This window comes from Pelobium manganitolerans (assembly GCF_003609575.1).
In the GTDB taxonomy this organism is placed as follows: domain Bacteria; phylum Bacteroidota; class Bacteroidia; order Sphingobacteriales; family Sphingobacteriaceae; genus Pseudopedobacter; species Pseudopedobacter manganitolerans.
Genome location: NZ_MBTA01000004.1, coordinates 111274 through 127104 on the forward strand (window position 1 = coordinate 111274; position 15831 = coordinate 127104).

Annotated in this window: 19 protein-coding genes; 11 read left to right on the plus strand and 8 right to left on the minus strand. The window is 39.4% G+C overall.

Features of this window, described 5'->3' with window-relative positions; genetic code table 11:
* The first annotated feature begins 38 nt into the window (after window positions 1-38).
* The 6 genes from BCY91_RS04515 to BCY91_RS04540 are packed head-to-tail and all read left to right on the plus strand — an operon-like array spanning window position 39 to window position 7042.
* Window positions 39-1877, plus strand: a complete 1839-nt coding sequence (locus BCY91_RS04515; RefSeq protein ID WP_120180828.1) for a hypothetical protein — start codon at window positions 39-41, stop codon at window positions 1875-1877.
* A gap of 22 nt (window positions 1878-1899) precedes the next feature.
* On the plus strand, window positions 1900-2943 hold the full coding sequence (locus BCY91_RS04520; protein ID WP_120180829.1) for a hypothetical protein: 1044 nt from the start codon (window positions 1900-1902) through the stop codon (window positions 2941-2943).
* 14 nt (window positions 2944-2957) lie between these two features.
* On the plus strand, window positions 2958-4022 hold the full coding sequence (locus BCY91_RS04525) for a hypothetical protein (RefSeq protein WP_120180830.1): 1065 nt from the start codon (window positions 2958-2960) through the stop codon (window positions 4020-4022).
* A 1-nt stretch (window position 4023) separates the two neighbouring features.
* A complete protein-coding gene (locus BCY91_RS04530; protein ID WP_120180831.1) occupies window positions 4024-4437 on the plus strand; it encodes a hypothetical protein in 414 nt (137 codons plus the stop codon).
* Window positions 4431-6374, plus strand: coding sequence for a tetratricopeptide repeat-containing sensor histidine kinase (locus BCY91_RS04535; RefSeq protein WP_120180832.1), 1944 nt, complete (start codon window positions 4431-4433; stop codon window positions 6372-6374). The genes BCY91_RS04530 and BCY91_RS04535 overlap by 7 nt, the downstream gene beginning before the upstream one ends.
* Before the next feature lie 17 nt (window positions 6375-6391).
* Window positions 6392-7042: a response regulator gene (locus BCY91_RS04540; RefSeq protein WP_120180833.1), complete on the plus strand. Its 651-nt coding sequence runs from the start codon at window positions 6392-6394 to the stop codon at window positions 7040-7042.
* Between the two features lie 181 nt (window positions 7043-7223).
* Here the strand turns inward: BCY91_RS04540 and BCY91_RS04545 are convergent, their stop codons facing one another.
* Both BCY91_RS04545 and BCY91_RS04550 read right to left on the minus strand, forming a co-directional pair.
* On the minus strand, window positions 7224-8183 hold the full coding sequence (locus tag BCY91_RS04545; RefSeq protein WP_120180834.1) for an FKBP-type peptidyl-prolyl cis-trans isomerase: 960 nt from the start codon (window positions 8181-8183) through the stop codon (window positions 7224-7226).
* A gap of 194 nt (window positions 8184-8377) precedes the next feature.
* Window positions 8378-9388, minus strand: coding sequence for a DHH family phosphoesterase (locus BCY91_RS04550; RefSeq protein ID WP_120180835.1), 1011 nt, complete (start codon window positions 9386-9388; stop codon window positions 8378-8380).
* 106 nt (window positions 9389-9494) lie between these two features.
* Here BCY91_RS04550 and BCY91_RS04555 point away from each other — a divergent pair, with 106 nt between their 5' ends.
* A complete protein-coding gene (locus BCY91_RS04555; RefSeq protein ID WP_120180836.1) occupies window positions 9495-9914 on the plus strand; it encodes a nucleoside-diphosphate kinase in 420 nt (139 codons plus the stop codon).
* Between the two features lie 98 nt (window positions 9915-10012).
* Here BCY91_RS04555 and BCY91_RS04560 read toward each other — a convergent pair whose 3' ends face one another.
* Window positions 10013-10705 carry an SIMPL domain-containing protein gene (locus tag BCY91_RS04560; protein ID WP_120180837.1) on the minus strand — a complete coding sequence of 231 codons (693 nt, stop codon included), beginning with the start codon at window positions 10703-10705 and terminating at the stop codon, window positions 10013-10015.
* Window positions 10706-10874: 169 nt separating this feature from the next.
* Between BCY91_RS04560 and BCY91_RS04565 the strand changes: the two genes are divergently transcribed.
* Window positions 10875-11360 carry a peroxiredoxin family protein gene (locus BCY91_RS04565; RefSeq protein WP_120180838.1) on the plus strand — a complete coding sequence of 162 codons (486 nt, stop codon included), beginning with the start codon at window positions 10875-10877 and terminating at the stop codon, window positions 11358-11360.
* On the opposite strand, the gene BCY91_RS04570 is transcribed toward BCY91_RS04565, so the two are convergent.
* Window positions 11357-11641: a SelT/SelW/SelH family protein gene (locus BCY91_RS04570; protein ID WP_120180839.1), complete on the minus strand. Its 285-nt coding sequence runs from the start codon at window positions 11639-11641 to the stop codon at window positions 11357-11359. The two genes, BCY91_RS04565 and BCY91_RS04570, sit on opposite strands and share 4 nt — an antisense overlap.
* A 43-nt stretch (window positions 11642-11684) precedes the next feature.
* Between BCY91_RS04570 and cobA the strand changes: the two genes are divergently transcribed.
* On the plus strand, window positions 11685-12395 hold the full coding sequence (gene cobA / locus BCY91_RS04575) for a uroporphyrinogen-III C-methyltransferase (protein WP_120180840.1): 711 nt from the start codon (window positions 11685-11687) through the stop codon (window positions 12393-12395).
* A gap of 91 nt (window positions 12396-12486) precedes the next feature.
* On the opposite strand, the gene fcl is transcribed toward cobA, so the two are convergent.
* Window positions 12487-13416: a GDP-L-fucose synthase gene (gene fcl / locus BCY91_RS04580; RefSeq protein ID WP_120180899.1), complete on the minus strand. Its 930-nt coding sequence runs from the start codon at window positions 13414-13416 to the stop codon at window positions 12487-12489.
* Between the two features lie 114 nt (window positions 13417-13530).
* On the opposite strand from fcl, the gene trmB reads away from it, so the two are divergent.
* Both trmB and BCY91_RS04590 read left to right on the plus strand, forming a co-directional pair.
* Window positions 13531-14190 carry a tRNA (guanosine(46)-N7)-methyltransferase TrmB gene (trmB, locus tag BCY91_RS04585; RefSeq protein ID WP_120180841.1) on the plus strand — a complete coding sequence of 220 codons (660 nt, stop codon included), beginning with the start codon at window positions 13531-13533 and terminating at the stop codon, window positions 14188-14190.
* Window positions 14191-14213: 23 nt separating this feature from the next.
* Window positions 14214-14555, plus strand: a complete 342-nt coding sequence (locus BCY91_RS04590) for an MGMT family protein (RefSeq protein ID WP_120180842.1) — start codon at window positions 14214-14216, stop codon at window positions 14553-14555.
* A 36-nt stretch (window positions 14556-14591) separates the two neighbouring features.
* Here the strand turns inward: BCY91_RS04590 and BCY91_RS04595 are convergent, their stop codons facing one another.
* The 3 genes from BCY91_RS04595 to BCY91_RS04605 form a co-directional block, all read right to left on the minus strand.
* Complete coding sequence (locus BCY91_RS04595; RefSeq protein WP_120180843.1) at window positions 14592-15134, minus strand: hypothetical protein; 543 nt, start codon at window positions 15132-15134, stop codon at window positions 14592-14594.
* Window positions 15135-15236: 102 nt separating this feature from the next.
* The gene (locus tag BCY91_RS18035) at window positions 15237-15506 is read right to left on the minus strand and encodes a PIN domain-containing protein (protein ID WP_120180844.1); all 270 of its coding nucleotides are present in this window, start codon (window positions 15504-15506) and stop codon (window positions 15237-15239) included.
* 54 nt (window positions 15507-15560) lie between these two features.
* Window positions 15561-15761 carry a P-loop NTPase family protein gene (locus BCY91_RS04605; RefSeq protein ID WP_120180845.1) on the minus strand — a complete coding sequence of 67 codons (201 nt, stop codon included), beginning with the start codon at window positions 15759-15761 and terminating at the stop codon, window positions 15561-15563.
* Window positions 15762-15831: the final 70 nt, after the last annotated feature.

Here is a 15831-nt window from a genome sequence, read left to right on the forward strand (position 1 = left end):
AAGAAGCAAAAGCCTTTGTGGTTAAAAAAATAAACAAAATGAAGAAAAACAACTTAATAAGCTTAGGGTTAGTATTACTCTTATCCCTATTTTCCTGCAAAAAACCAAAAAACGAACCTCAGGGGCAACAGGGCGATAAAGATGGTACGGTTGAAGAAGTATACCCGGGCACCATGTTTAACGACGCCGCAGAACTTATGACATCTTTTAACGGCAATTACATGGTAATAAAAAGTAATTCTGCAAACAATCTGTATCAATACAGTAACGATGGTGGCGCTACTTGGCAAAACCTCAGTTCGGTTAAAAACGTTTTATCCGTTAATGATAAGGGTTTTTATGTTTACGACCCGCAAGTTGGTAGCCGTCAGTTTAGCAGATTAGGAAAAGCCGATGCAGGTTTTACATATTACATTACGGGAGGCGAGTTTATACTGGGCAAAGATGATTATATCTATGATGTAAATGTATCCTATAACGCTAATAAAATAACCCTGATAAACAGTAATAATGGCGAAAGTACAGTAGTTAATACCAAAGCAGATACCTTAGGCAAATATTGCGGACAAGACAAAGACGGTGGAATTGCTTTTATCAGTGCAAATGGGTTGAACATTCATAAACCGACCGACAACAAGTGGGTTTTTCATCCCATGAATATTGTTCGTTTGTATTTTACTTCCAGCAATGTATCAAAACCATCTAAATTTTATTTTAATGGGTACGATAAATTGGTTGTTGCAGATCAAAAGGGATTTCATGTGTATCAAACCGGCCAGAAAAACGCTATTCAAACCTTTGACTGGCCTGCTCCGTACAACAACTATTACGAAAATCCTCAAAAAATAGAAATTAACAAAAGTGGGGATGTTTTCGCTACTGTTTCTCCGTATGGCGGTAAGCCCATCATGTTTAAAATTACCAACGGCAATATGGTGGGTTATCCCAAATCAACCTATACCGTATGTAAAGGCGATTATACCTACGAAATGTATCCGCTGGTAGCAAAGAAAATAAGTACAGGAAAAACAGAAGAAATTTCGGGTTTACTAAAAGAAGCTAGACATTTTAAAAACGCCTACATTACCGAAAACGAAGTGTATGCAATATATCAAATAGAGCCTTTTCACAGTTATTACAATGGCGAAACAGCAGGAGCTGATACCGTTATTCGTTACGATAGAAAAACAAATACTTTCAAGCCTTTAAACCTAAGCGGTACTTTCAGTTTTGTGTATCAAGATGGCAACCATGTTTTTGTAAGTGGGAATAACGAGCTTATGTATTCTGCAAACAATGGCGATACATGGGAAAAAACAGCTTCGCCCATTACAAACAATTTGGTTGAAGTTAAAAAAATTGGAAACACTTATTATGGCATGTGCAAAACAGTTTCTACCTACACCAGTACTTATGGCACAAGTTATTCTAATAGTTTTAAAATGCTAACCAGTAGCGATTTAAAAAATTGGACACTGTTACCTGGTGCATCGTATGATGGCAAGTCGGGGCAAGGACCTGAAACTTTTACCAAAGATGGTTTTTTAAGCTATGTTTCTGCAAGAGTAGGTGGCAAAACATTTTTTCAATATTCTATTGATTTTGGAAAAACATGGCAAAGCACTACCGATTTTGTTGTTGTTTTTGTGGCAGAAACCAGCGATGGAGATTTAGTACAGTTTAATCACAATGGGGGTAGTCAGCTATACTATCAATACTACAAAAGAAATGGAGTAAGTGGTGAATTAAAAGGTGAAGTTACCTATAATGCACCAACGGGCAGAAGTTTTCATACCTCGACACCACGTGTGCCAGTGGTTGGCAACAACGGTAGTTTTTATTTTTTTAATGATAACAAGATATATAGGCTCAATTAGCATATTCAAGTTAAATAGTGATATGAAAAAGATATTTATCCATTTTTTCAGTTTGATTATATATTGTCATGCGGCTTATGCCCAAACCTTGCCCGACATTACGTATCAAGATTACGGCTATACCAAACCCATTAAGAAAGTAACGCAACTATATTACAGCATTGATTATGCAAATGACGGAAGCGTAAAAAATTTAGAAGAAGTAGAAAAAGTAACCCAAACTTTTAATGCAGACGGCAACATCGAAAGCTACGAAAACCAAAGTTTTTTGGACGAAAGTTGGGCAAAATCCCAAAGTGCGTACAAACAGGGGCGTTTGCATAAACAACTGTGGATATACAGCTATCCGTACCTGAACAGGACGTACACCTACCTTTACGACAAGCAAAGCAGGATTACCGAAGAAAAAATCCGTTTCAAAGACGGAAGCAAAAGCCATATCAAATTCCGCTACAAAGACAGTTTATTGACCGAAATAGAAGCCGACATAGACGGTACGCAGTCCGTTACGGAGCGTTATTATTCTGCCAAAGGAAAATTGTACAAGGAAATCCATCGGCAAAAAGTACCGAACGAAGCCGACATCGTAACTAATTATTTTTACCTCGAAGACAAAGAAATACTCTCTTTCGTAGAACCACAAAGCTATTTCTATGCTACGGCTTACCTCAAAGGTGCGATGGGTCATCATTTCGGCGAAATCAAATTTAAGCTCATCGAAGACAGCACCGCACAAAATAAACTATTGAAAGGCATTTTGCGTTTCGACAAAGAAGCACCAAGCGATAATCTGCCATTTGATTTACAATCGTATTCCGACCAAACTTTACAAGCATACAAGAAAAACCCAAAAGAACTGAAGCCTTACCGAATGGTGCTGTACTTACGTGACGAAAACAACAATATCTACACCGAAGCTGAAGTAGATTTGCAAGCCAGAAAAATTGCCGGTATCGGTTTTTTCAAAACAGAATTTGCCGACGGAACGACCACCGGTACAACCGATTTCAGGCATAAAAAGCTACATATATTTGAAGCGATGCTGGAGCAAACCAAATTACCTTAAAAACACATACTGATATGAAAACGATAGTACATAAATTTTTAGTAACGGCACTTTTTCTGATTGCTGTTGCCACATCTCAAAAAGTGTTTGCCAATGCCGCACAACCCGGCGTCTGGAATGCAGGTGGTACGGTCTTTACAATGCTCTATCCCGAAGATAGTCTTACGTTCAAAAAAGTGCAGATGGTAGAAGAAAAAATCTACATTCAATTGTACAAAGGCTATGCGGTGGTAAAAGGCACTTACCTGTTTCGCAACACTACTAAAGATAAACTCAATTTCAAAATGGGCTACCCCATTAATGGTATTTACTATGGCGGTGATATTGAGCTGAATGAAGTAGTGCTCGATAGCCTGAGCAGTTTCAAAGTAAAAGCTAAAAATCAATGGCTCTCACTCTTGCCCGAGAGCCATCCCGAGCTTAACAACGACAATAGCAGTGCCGTGCCTTCGGACGATAATTGGATGGTATGGCAGATGAATTTTGCTCCCGAAGAAAGCCAGACGGTAGAGGTTTATTTTGTAGTGAACACCAACAACGCGAAAGTTAGAAAAGGTTACAATACCGAAAGTCACAATGCATTTATCTATCTGCTCGAAAGCGGTAGCGTATGGAAAAACCCGATTGAGAAAGGCAGTTTTTATGTACAGCTGATGGACGGTTTAACGACCGAAAATATCAACGGAATTTCGCAGGGTTTTGGTTTCCGATACAACGAAACGCATAAGCTCTATGCCGGAGCGAAAACCAACTTTTCGCCCACACCAAAGGACAATTTGGTGGTAACCTATTACGAACACAACGAACATTTTGTGTTTGAGAAAGCCCTCCTCCAGACCGAAAACCTCTTTTCAAAAATAGACGAAATGAGCCAATCCGCATTGGAAACCCTTACCTATACCGACGTACAAATAGGCGACCCCTACAAAGTAGAAAGCACCTTTTGGGGAGCATTTCCCGGACTGCTCACGCTTTTTGTGGTCTTCGCACCGTTCATCATTGGGTTTATTGCGGTGGTTATTATCATTTGGGCAATCTTCAAATGGAGAAGAATTAGAAGAAAAAACAAAAGAATGTAGTATGATAGCTTTAGCCTTGTTGTTTATGGTAATTATCGGTCTGCTGTTGGTAATCGTGTGGTTGCTTCAAAAATATTTTGATACATACAGCAGTCTGCACACATCCGAAAACAGCCAAATGGCCGAATTGCAACGCCGTTTCAGCATACGGCAAATGCAAGCGGAAGCTCTTAGCTGCGAAGACGAAATCAATGTCATCATCAACGAGCGGTTAATCGAAATGGAACAAAAATTCCCGACCGTATACCACGAAGAAAACTACCCGCAAGAAGAAGCGGAAGTGCTGGCGGAAACCCTGAAAAACGTACTCACGTCCTATATGAACCTATTAAATAAAAACTTAGGAAACCGGAACCCTGCTTGTAAAATAATTTTTATATTGATAGCAAATTCACTGTTCATGAGCCTATGCTAAAAAAGATACTTTTAACCGTCTGTTTTTTTGTTTTCAGTAGCTCGTATGCACAAACCGGGCAAAGCAAAATCGACAGCCTAAAACGCTTACTTAACCAAAGCGATAACGACTCCTTAAAAATCCACTATAAGCTTTTGATTGGAGACGAATTCAGAAACATCAATTTAGATAGTGCTATTTTTTATAGAAACGACACAAAAAAACTGATAAAACACGATGGACTTTTAAAGAAAAGATGGGAACTTTTTGATACTTTCCTGATTGCCGAGCAAGGAGATTATAATCTTGCAATTAGAAAGACAGAAGCACTGATTCCCTACTACAAAAACAGAAATGATTATGAAACCCTCGCAACAATCCACAATAGTTTAGGAATAGAATATGTAAGTCTTGGAGAGTTTAACCTGGCAGCAGACAATCTACAGAGAGCCTTAGAGTATGGAAAAAAAACAAACGACAAACATTCAATAGCGAGATCGAATTTCAATTTGGGTATTGTGTATTTTGAAATCAAGGAATACAAAAAATCAAATGCCTGTTACCAAAAAGCCATACGTATATGTGAAGATATCGATTACCAGACCTATCTTGTATATTCCCTAAATAATTTGTCGAACAACTTAGTCCATCAAAAGAAATACAAAGAAGCCATCCCCTACGCTAAAAAAGTAGTAACAGAGTTTAAAAAAAACGGCAAAGAAAGGCTATTAAGCTATCCTTATGTCAACCTGGGCACTGCATATAAGGGTTTAAAAAACTATCCCCTTTCAGAAGAATATTACCTAAAAGCCATCCGCATAAAGGCAGACAACAAAGACGAAAAAGATCTGATCATTACACAAGGTTATCTTGCCGATTTGTACATGCAGCAGAACCGTATCGCTAAAGCCGAAAAAACCGCATTAACGGCTTACAAAAATGCCCAGAAACTAAAACTTCTGCCCGAAATTGCCTCTACCTCTGAGATTTTAGCAAAAATTTACAGAATACAGGGCAAGTATCAGAAATCTGCCGATTTCTTCTCGATAAACAAATCAACACAAGACAGCTTGTTTGTTATCGAAAAGGCAAAGGAAACTTTCAGGCTACAAACAAAATACGAGACCGCCGAAAAAGAAAAACAGATCCTAGCGCAACGGGCAAAAATAGCAGACCACCAGCTTGCGCTAAAAAACCGGGACTTCTGGATTTTTGGGTTAACGGCATTGGCTATTATCATCGGGCTGATGGGCTTTTTGCTTTACAAACAGCAGGTGCTCAAAAACATCAAACAGCAGAAAGATAACGAGCTGAAACTGGCGCTGGAGAAAATCGGAACACAGAACCGCTTGCAGGAACAGCGACTGTCAATATCACGGGATTTACATGACAATATCGGGGCACAGCTATCGTTTATCGTTTCCGCTATAGACACCATTAAATATTATGTTGCCGATAAAAACGAGCAACTGACAGGCAGGTTAAGCAATGTCGGTACTTTTGCCAAAGAAACCATTCAGGAGCTTCGAGATACCATTTGGGCAATGAACAAGTCGGGCATTACCGTAAAAGACCTGCAAAGCCGTATTGCCAACTTTATCGAAAAAGCCAAACATTCCTATCCCAACATTCGTATTTCGTTGGTAACGGATAAAAATATACCGGATGATACAGCATTCACAGGATTGCAGGGGCTGAATATTTTCCGCATTGTACAGGAAGCCACCAACAATGCCCTGAAATATGCCCAAGCCGAACAGATAGAAATACGGATAAGCAAAGAAGATGACAATATCCATTTCCAGATAACAGACAACGGCAAAGGCTTCGTAGAAAAAGACGTGGAGGCAGGCAACGGACTGTTGAATATGCGGAAACGGGCTTCGGAGCTGGGCGATGAATTAGCGTTAAGTTCCACAGCAGGTCGTGGAACGAGTGTGTCGTTTGGAGTGAAATAACCCATAAGTATTTAGTTATGAAAATACGCATAGCCGTTATAGAAGACAATAATTTCCTGATAAAAAGTGTAAAAGAAAAACTTTCGTTTTTTGAAGACATAAGCATTTCCTTTACCGCCAACAACGGTCTGGAATGTATGGACAAGCTCAATGAAAACCGTCAGACAGACCTTATCCTTATGGATATCGAAATGCCCAAACAAAACGGCATTGAAGCAACCGCTTTGGTCAAGCAAAAATATCCGCAGATTAAAATCATTATGCTTACCGTTTTTGATGATGACGAGAATATTTTTAAGGCAATACAGGCGGGTGCCGATGGGTATTTGCTTAAAGATGTTTCTGCGCAGGAACTGTATTTGGCCATTGTTCAAACTTTGGAGGGCGGTGCAGCAATGACACCCTCTATAGCCAGAAAGGCGATAAATCTTTTACGCAGTCCACTAACTTCGCAGTTGCATGAACACCACTTGAACCACGATCTGTCCGAGCGAGAAATTGAAATATTAGAGCAATTGGCGGTTGGCTTGCCTTATACCGCAATCGCGGAAAATTTATTTATTTCACCGTCTACCGTACGTCGGCATATCGAAAATATTTACCGCAAACTGCAAGTACATTCGAAAGTAGAGGCCGTGAACATCGCCAAAAGCAAGCGAGTGATATAACTGGTAGAGAATTAGCTAAAGATGCTTTCTCAAAGGACGGCCTTTTTATTCCTAAAAAATCATTCCATTTTTATTATACATACTTGATTTTTTTAACACGAATAGAAAATTTTTATAATAAAAAAGCTGCCTCAATTGTTTTTCGAGACAGCCTCTTTTTAATTTTATAGATACACTCAGCTTATTGCGCCGGCGCTACCGGAGCCGGAGCTGCCGGTGCTTCGTTTTTCTGGATAACGTTTACCAGTTCCAATTCAAAAATCAGTGGAGTAAACGGACCAATCATACCGCCTGGCATTCCTCTGTCGCCGTAACCTAATTTAGATGGGATAATAACGGTAGCTTTACCGCCTTTTTTCATGTGCATTACGCCTTCATCAAAACCTGGAATTACATTTCCTTTGCCAATAATTAGGCTTAGTGGCTGGTAAGGTGCGCGTGCCGGATTAAAAATATTCGCTTTTTTAGCTTCTGCCTCAACGCTGGTATCAAACACTTTGCCCGATAGCAATTTGCCGGTGTAGTTAACTACAACGCTATCACCTGCAACCGGCTGAACGCCAGTGCCAGCAGTAGTGGTGGCAATAAATAAACCTGAAGGCAAGGTCTCTGCCTTAATGCTGTTTTTATCCAAGTATTTTTTGATATTACCCGCTTCGGCGTTTTTAGCTTTGTCGCCTTCTGCTTTAAAGTAGTTTTCTATTTTTTCTTGGAAAGCCTGTTGGTTAGCCGTGTCTTTGTGGATTACCTCCTCAATTTTTACGGTGTAAATGATGTATTTACCTTTGATGCCTTGTGGCTTCGGCTGGCCTTTAGCTTCGGCCGAGTCTAAATCAATTTTGAAAGTTGCGCTATCGCCTTTGCTCAACAATTTAATGGCGTAAAATAAATCACCGTCATAAGATGGTTTAGATACAAAAGTTTGCGACGGGCGGTCTAACTCGTAAGAATTATATAAAACGGAGTCGCCATCTGTTTTAGCGATGATGTTTAAGCTGATAAAATCGCCATCCGCAATGGAATCGCTTTTCACATCATCATGAATGTTGTACATTAAACCCGCAGGGCCTTTTTTAAAACCTCCGTTACAAGCCGCAAAACCAAGTGCCGCTACGGATAAAATCAATAATCCTTTTTTCATTCGTTATATATCTTTTTTTAATTGCATTCAAGAATCCCTTTCGGGATGTTTTCATTCGTTATATATCTTTTTTTAATTGCATTCAAGAATCCCTTTCGGGATTTTTTCATTTATATTTATTCGTTTTTAATTGCATTCTGTTAACGGCCACCGTCGTCTTTGCTCTTTACTCTTTAATCCTTGCTCCCTACAAACTACTGCAAAAGCAAATTTTTATATTCGGGCAAAACCGCTTTAAACTGTGCAACCACCGTTTCTAACGACTCGTCTGATTGCCCGCCTGCAGCGTTTCTGTGCCCCCCGCCATTGAAATATTTTTTACAGATTTCATTTGCAGGGAAAGTACCAACCGAGCGCAAAGATAATTTTATTTTGTCTTTACGTTCAACAATAAAAGCAGCTAATTTAATTCCGCTTAAAGAGAGGGCATAGTTTACAATTCCTTCGGTTTCACCTGTTTGGATGTCAAATTTTGCGATATCCTCTTTGCTGGCGGTAATCAATGCCGTATTATATTCGCGCAGTACTTCCAGTTTGTTGCTTAAGCAATAGCCCAAAAAGCGTAAACGACCTTCAGAAGCATTGTCGAACACGTTTTGGTGTATCCGCCAGTTTTCGGCGCCAGCTTCTATCAATACGGCTACAATGCGGTGCAAATTTGCGGTAACATTAGGGAAGCGGAACGATCCGGAATCGGTCATGATGCCGGTGTACAAGCAGGTAGCAACGTCTTTATTAATTAGCTCGCCGTCATTCAGCAAGTTCACAATAAAATCATAAATCAGTTCGGCAGTAGCGCAAGCGTTGATGTTCCAATGTCTAAAATCGTCAAACCCTTCTGGCTCCAGATGATGGTCTATCATCACTTTTATCGCCTTCGCTTTGCGCACCTCTTCGCCAAGCTCGTTAATCCGCGAAAGCGTATTAAAATCTAAGCAAAAAATAAGATCGGCATCTGCAACTAAAGCTTGGCTTTCGGCTACCGCATCAGTATAAATAATAACCTCTGGATTATTGGGTAGCCATTGCAAAAAGTAAGGATAATCTGTTGGACTGATCACTTTTACATGATGGCCTTTTTGGATTAGATAATTGTATAATCCTAAAGACGAGCCCATTGCGTCGCCATCTGGCTTGTGGTGCGTGGTAATTACAATTTTGCAGGTTTCAGCTAGTTTCGCTTTCAGCGCATTTAAGTCAATCATCTGGCTATATAAGATGGCGAAGTTAATCAAATCATCCGAAAATTATATCAATACTTTTGGATACGATTTTAAAAACCTACTTTTGCTGCAATTTTAAAAATCAAGCATGACAACGAACAGAACTTTTACCATGATTAAGCCTGATGCGGTAGCTAACGGGCACATTGGCGCTATTTTAAATGATATTATCAACGGCGGTTTTAAAATTATCGCGATGAAATACACCCAGCTAAGCAAAGAAAAAGCTGGCGAGTTTTATGCAGTGCACAAAGAACGCGGTTTTTACGGCGAGCTGGTAGACTTTATGTCTTCTGGACCTATTGTAGCGGCAATTTTGGAAAAAGACAACGCTGTTGAAGATTTCAGAAAATTAATTGGTGCTACCAATCCTGCAGAAGCGGCAGAAGGTACCATCCGTCAAAAGTATGCGAAATCAATTGATGCAAACGCAGTACACGGATCAGACTCTGATGAGAACGCTAAAATTGAAGGCGATTTCTTTTTTGCTGCCGACGAGCGCTTCTAAGATTTTAAACTAGGTTATAAAAAAAGCGGCGAACCTTATGGTTCAGCCGCTTTTTTGGTTTTAGTATTGGCTGACTAGCTGTTCACCAATCACTTTTATTATTTAATCTCAAATACCGCCCTAATGTTCACGCTAATTTTAATGGTTTTAAAATCAATAGGGGAGGCTGCATCGGCAGACTCAAAAGACTGTGTTTTTAGCATAGCCGTGCGGTAAATAGGTTGCGGAAAACTGCTATTGTCCGATTCGCTGATTTCTATTACACCCCACAATTTTTCCCCGATAGCTTCTACCAAATAGGTGGCTTTCTCTTTCGCCTGCCTCAAGGCTTTAATTTTTAACTCTTTTTTAAGCTCGTCTTCTTTAGAGTAAGCATAACGCTCAATGTTAGAGTAAGCAATTCCTTTCGGGTCCAACGCAGCAATCAAAGCATTAAACTTATTTAAGTCTTTTACCTTAATGCTGTATTGTTTAGAAGCTAAAAAGGCAGGGTCTTTCTTTTTATCCCAATAATTGTTGTAAGCGTTAATGTTGTTGATCATAAAATCTTCTTGCGCAATGCCCGCTTTAGTAACTGCTTTTTGCAATTGCGCTTCAAGCTCATCGATACCAACTTTGTTTTTATTGTCTTTCATGTACTCTTTTAAAGAGATGCCGATGTAAATTTCATCTGGAGTAACTTCCTGTTCGGCGCTGCCGCTTACCTCTATTTTTTTACGTAAGTCGGCGTTTTGGGCAAATAATGAAGTGCTAGCAAAAGCTATGATTGCAATTAAGAGGAACTTTTTCATCTGATTATTGTTTTAAGGGTTTTAAAAATATGTGCCCGCAGTAAACATCTTTTTGTAATATTGAGCTGTATAGGGCATGGTTTCGTTATTATTATTCTTTTTAGTTTTAATAGAGATGTAATTTTAATGCCAATTCCATAAAGGAGATTTTATTTAAATATTTTTTGTGATGATACGTTTTGCTAAGTTTTTATGTCTGATGCTATTGTCTGCTTTTGTGTTTGCACAAGAGCCAGCTCAAAAAATGCCCGATTTTGATTTCGTAAACGTAAAAGGCGGACATACCACGCAGGCCGATTTGGATAAAAATAAAAAGACCCTAATTGTGTTTTTTGATGCAACCTGTCCGCATTGCCAAAAAGCTTCGGCTTTTTTTAATATGCATTTAAAAGAGCTTTCAAAGGTGAATGTGTTGTTTGTTACTTTAGATGAGCAAAAATCCATCAATATGTTTATGCAACAATACGCGCCATTAATCCCCAACGCTACAAACGTAAAAATTTTACGAGATACCAATTACGCTTTTGTGCCTACCTTTTTGCCAAAGCGTTATCCGGCAATTTACGTGTATGACCAAAAGAATCAGCTACAGCTTTATACCAATGACGATAAGGAGCTAGAGAAAGTTTTGCAAACACTAAGCGATAAATCTTAGTGCTTATCTGTGTGGCCTAAGCTTTTTTCGGGATTAACTTTATCGCGTACCAATTTTTTCAGTTCCTTTATTTCCGGAAAACGTCCTTCGCGTTTTCTATCGAAAATAAGGCCGGTATTCACAGATACTTTAAACGTACCCGCAAGCTCCGCTGGCGCTAAAAAAACACCTTCCAAATCATCAGAAAAAGTAGTTAATAATTCTTGCGCCATATAAGCAGCGCGCAACAGCCAGCCGCATTTTGGGCAATATTCTATTCTTACACTAGGTTTTTGTTCCATCTTTGTGGCGCGTGTATTTATATTTGCGTTTTGCGATAAAGATATGGAATTAATAGTTGTGGGTGCAGGGCCGGGCGATCCGGAATTGGTAACGTTAAAAGCGATCAAAGCGTTGGAGCGGGCCGACGTTATTTTATACGATAATTTAGCCAATAAAGTACTCTTAGATTACAGAAAAGAAGGTTGCGAGCTGGTTTACGTAGGCAAAACGCCCTACAAAAAGTATAATAGCCAAGATGAAATAAACGCTTTAATTAAGCATTATGCCGACAGGTTTGAGGTGTTGGTGCGCTTAAAAGGCGGAGATCCGTTTGTGTTTGGTAGAGGCATGGAGGAATTGGCTTTTGCAAAATCTTACGGCATGAAAACCAGCTATATCCCAGGCATAACAAGCATGTTGGGCATCGGTTTAAGTGGCATTCCGCTAACGCACCGAGGAATAAGTGAAGGTTTTTGGGTAATAACAGGAACAAAAAAAGATGGTAGCTTATCTAAAGACATACAGCTTGCTTTGCAAAGCAAAACCACGCTTGTTATTTACATGGGGATGAAAAATTTGCCGTTTATTGTTGAGGAGGCGGTTAAATTTGGTAAATCGAACATCCCGGCGGCCATTATCCAAAATGCATCATTACCTAATATGAAAATGGCAAAAGGCACGGTTGTGCAATTGCCAGAACTGGTGAAAACGCACGGACTTACACATCCTGCAATTATCGTAATTGGTGATGTAGTGGAACTGGCTGAGGGATAAAAGGTGCAAGGTTTATGGTTTAAGGTTTAGGGCGTAGGGTTTAAGTGGTCCAGCTATCCTTATTCTTTGATGCTTGTTCTTTTTGCTCTCTTTAAACGTGTTTTTCCAAAAAATCTTGGTAAGCCAATTTAATACCTTCTCGTAATTCTACTTTATGTTTCCAGCCTTTGCTGTGAAGTTTGCTTACGTCCATCAGTTTCCGCGGTGTGCCGTCTGGTTTACTGCTGTCAAAAGCCAGTTCGCCTTCAAAACCGATTATATCTTTAACTAGCAAAGCTAAATCTTTGATGGTTAAGTCTTCGCCGGTGCCCACATTAATCAAATGCGGTTCGTTATAGTTTTGCATTAAATAGTAGCAAGCGTCGGCCAAATCATCCGCAAATAAAAACTCGCGCATGGGGCTTCCACTTCCCCAAATGGTTACCGTAGCATCTCCACGTTCTTTAGCTTCGTGAAACTTGCGTATCAAAGCCGGCAATACGTGCGAGTTTTGAGGGTGGTAATTATCATTATAACCGTATAAATTGGTTGGCATAGCCGATATATAGTTGCAACCGTATTGTGCGCGGTAAGCATCGCACATTTTGATCCCCGTAATTTTTGCGATGGCATAAGGCTCATTAGTTTCCTCTAACAAACCAGTTAATAGGTATTCCTCTTTTAAAGGTTGTGGCGCCATTTTAGGATAAATACAGCTGGAGCCTAAAAACATCAGTTTTTTAACGCCATTTAAATATGAGTGATGAATTACATTGTTCTGGATCTGCAAATTATCGTACAAAAATTCTGCGCGATAGGTGTTGTTAGCTACAATTCCGCCAACTTTTGCGGCCGCCAAAAAAACGTACTCTGGTTTTTCGCTTGCAAAAAAATCGGCCACAGCCTGCTGATTTCTTAAATCTAGTTCTTTGGAACTACGCGTTATAATGTTGGTATAACCTTCTTTTTGCAGCTTGCGCAAAATTGCAGAGCCCACCATGCCTCTGTGCCCGGCGATGTAAACTTTTGATGATTTTTCCAAAACGTAATTTTTATAAACGCCCAAAGATAAAGTATTGGACGGCTTTAGCAGCGATAGCCGAAGATATTTTTCGGTTAAACCGCCATATCCTTTATTTTTGCCAAAAAATTAGCTGTGGGAAAAAGAAAATTACAACGTTTTGCCGAGATAGGCACGTTTAAAAATGTAAAGCAACTAGACGAAGGAAAAGCGTTTAAAGGGCAATGGGCATCTGCATTTTTTAAAAACGCCAATCCTATTGTTTTAGAGTTGGCCTGCGGAAAGGGCGAGTACAGCGTTAATTTGGCGCGCAAATTTCCGGAGAAAAACTTTATGGGCGTTGATTATAAAGGTAACCGTTTGTGGGTAGGCGCAAAAATGGCTTTGGATGAAGGAATTGAAAATGTTGGTTTTTTGCGTATCCAAATCCAAAATATCTTAGATTATTTTGCACAGGATGAAATTGATGAGATATGGATTACCTTTCCAGACCCGCAACCGCAAAGTCCGTTAGAGCGTAAGCGCTTAACCAACCCTACCTTTTTAGAAAAATACAAAGTGATTTTGAAAGATGGAGGTTACATGAATTTAAAGACGGATAACGACGGCTTTTTTGCTTACACGCTAGAGAAAATTGCCGAGCTAAATTTGCCTATTTCACAGCAAACTACAGATGTTTATAAGGATTTTCCTGGCGATGAAATTCTGTCGATCAAAACGCATTACGAGCGTATTTATTTGCAAAAAGACAAAAATATCAATTACGTAAAGTTTCAATTAGACCTTAAACTTTAAGCCTTATACCTTATACCTCCAAAATGGATCGCGCTTCCTTTTACGAGCAAGTTTATCAAGTTACCCGACTGGTACCTAAAGGGCGGGTAACATCTTATGGTGCCATTGCCAGTTACTTGGGCACAAAAGGCTCATCGCGTATGGTGGGTTATGCAATGGCAAGCTCGCATCAAATCTCACCGCCCGTGCCAGCACACCGCGTAGTAAACCGTAATGGCGTTTTAACAGGTAAATTCCATTTCGGAAGCTTAACCGCCATGGAAGATTTGTTGGCAAAAGAAGATGTAAAGGTGCTTGACGATAAAATTGTTGATTTTAAAAATAAATTTTGGGACCCGGCCGCGGAGTTGGATTTGGAGAAGTGAGCCACACCTTCCACCTCAAACCTTTACGCCTCCACCCTAAAACCACGTCCCTACTCCAGCGCCTAAACCGTGTATTTCCGGTTTCACATTGCCAGTCATAAAACCCTCAACCTGTTGGTGCCTGTAAATTGCCTGTACAAAATACTTTGATTTTCTTTTAGTGGTAAAAATAAGTCCGCCGGCTGCATCAGCAAAAAAGCCTTTGTTATAAGTGCGGAAAATGCGTGGTGCGTAGCCTGCAGCACCTTTTATAAAGAAATTGGTTTCGTCTGTAGAGATTGCTTTGGCCAGTAAATGGGCGTTGGCGCTAAAACCCAAAACGTCAAAATTAGATCCTGTACCGCGGTAGTTGGTATTCTCTATGCCAATCCCGAAACCTACACGTTCGTTTGCTTTCCCAAGCATTAGTTTAACCTGTAACGCATTTGTTTGTCCGCCCAAAGCGTGTTCATTTAAACCGAAAACATAACTAATGCTGGTTTGGCTTGATGTACGGAAACGATTGCTTTGCTTTTCTTGAGCAAAAACTAGGTCTGTGATAAAGAATAATGCAATTATTATCAGAAGGTATTTTTTCATGTGTCCAAATGAGCGTGGCAAAGATATCGTAAAGAGTATAATTAAGTGTGGAAACCTCGAGCTTTGCCTATTTCATCATAGGGTCGTAAATTCTCAAACCTTTTAAGTTTTGAAATCATTAACGTTATGTGTCAGTAGTGTTAAATCATAAGCTATTGCTGTAGCTGCAATTATTGCATCGGGTAATTTTATCTTATTTGATTTTCTTAAGTCTATGGTGGTCTTAATAATATGCTCTTTAATCGTAATTACTTTTGCAAGATTAATAAAATCGAACACTTTTGAATTCGATTTGGCATGGCCAGGTACTTCAATTTTATTAATGAATGAGATGTTGAAATCGCTATCTATAATGTTGGTGATTTTTTTGATTTATCTCTTCATCATAGCAAAGACCTAAATATTCAATTAGGATATTGGAGTCGATTAAGTATTTTTCTCCCATTCTTCGCGACTTTTTTTAGCCTCTGATAACATAGCTTCAACCTCATTTTTTAATAGCACACCCAAAAAGTCGGAAGGTTTACTTAGATGAGACTCTGATGTGAAAGTGGCGCCCAGCTCTTTTAAAATTTCCTTTACCAGCTTAACTTTGGTTCCGGGAACATTTATTATTAAAGTTTCCATAATCAAATTTAACAATTTCAGTCTTTAATTTGATATTCTAGTCTGTTCTATAGTTGGTGTTTCAATACCT